The organism is Limnofasciculus baicalensis BBK-W-15, from assembly GCF_024178385.1.
Taxonomy (GTDB): Bacteria; Cyanobacteriota; Cyanobacteriia; order Cyanobacteriales; family Coleofasciculaceae; genus Limnofasciculus; species Limnofasciculus baicalensis.
This window is the reverse complement of record NZ_JAMZMM010000753.1, coordinates 1-1,086: the sequence shown is the minus strand read 5'-3', so window position 1 is coordinate 1,086 and position 1,086 is coordinate 1. Positions and strand designations below refer to the sequence as shown.

The 1,086-nt window shown below is 66.9% G+C and carries 2 protein-coding genes; both read right to left on the bottom strand.

Translation table 11 applies throughout. From position 1 onward, the window contains the following. A partial coding sequence (locus tag NJ959_RS29965; RefSeq protein ID WP_254015409.1) for a hypothetical protein occupies positions 1 to 490 on the bottom strand: 490 nt, incomplete at its 3' end. A 71-nt stretch (positions 491 to 561) separates the two neighbouring features. Continuing rightward, the coding region (locus NJ959_RS29960; protein WP_254015408.1) for a hypothetical protein at positions 562 to 1,086 on the bottom strand (525 nt) is incomplete at its 5' end.

Genomic DNA, 1,086 nt, shown 5'->3' with positions numbered 1-1,086 from the left:
CTTTCTGCACCACCGACACGGGCAACGCTCGCGCCACGCAGCAGGCATGCCGACGGGCAAAGCGATCCAGAGCCGCTGCCATCGGCACCGTGCTCCCGGGATCGGGCCCGCCCTTGACAAGGTCCGCGCCGAGCGAACTCAGGTACGTGTGATCGTCCGCGAACAAGTGCTCACGCATCAACGGACGCAGCGGCAGATACTGCTCTTCCTGGCGCACGCGTTCGGCGATCTCGCGCATCTCGGTCGCGACGTCGTCGTCGTTACAGCGCGAGGAGATCACGCCCTCTTCCCATAGTGGCGAGGTCCAGCCCCAAGTTTCCATGAACCGCGTGTACCACGGCGAACGCTCTGCCGCTCGCTTCGCGGCATGAACGCTGTCACTCTCGAGCGACGCGGGCAAAAGCGTCACGACGCGCGCGGGAAGGAGGAGCGACGCCATCGCGGGGGCCTCACGCGTCGTCAGGTGATAGGGACTGACGACGACGTTCATGCCGTCGCTCGCGACGCGGTGAACAGGGGAGGATGGGCGGCGGCTCGCCTAGCGATGAACATCGGGCAAGTTTAGGGCGTTGCCGGCGCTGGAGTCGGCTCGACGCGCGGCGAAGGAACCTTGGCATTGAGCCAATCGTTGATCGTGGGGAGGTCCTTCATGAGCGAGATGAACAGGGGCAAGTGCTCACCCGCGCGGATCCAACGTTCGGGCTTGCCCAATCGCTCCCAGAGAACATCACCCAGCACCGACGCAACCGCTGAATCCGCGTTGGCCTGGATTACCAGCGTGGGCGTGCCATGAAGGGTGGCGGCGGTGTGGAACCCATCCAGCGGAGCGTGGCGCAAATACGCCTCGGCCATGCGGCGCTTCTGCGCGAGCGTGGGCGGCGTGGTCCATTCAACGTGGATCGCGCGGATCATGTCCGCGTAGGTGCTGTTCTCGGTGGTGAGCCAAAAGTGGCCTGCCCCCCCAACGAGCACCGCGGCCTTGTACCTCGCGGGCCCCCTGGCGACGACCCTCGGCCGCGCGATTGCCCCGACCATCCGCCCGCACCGCCCCCGCCTCCGGTCTGGCCGCTCGGTGTCCGACGTGGG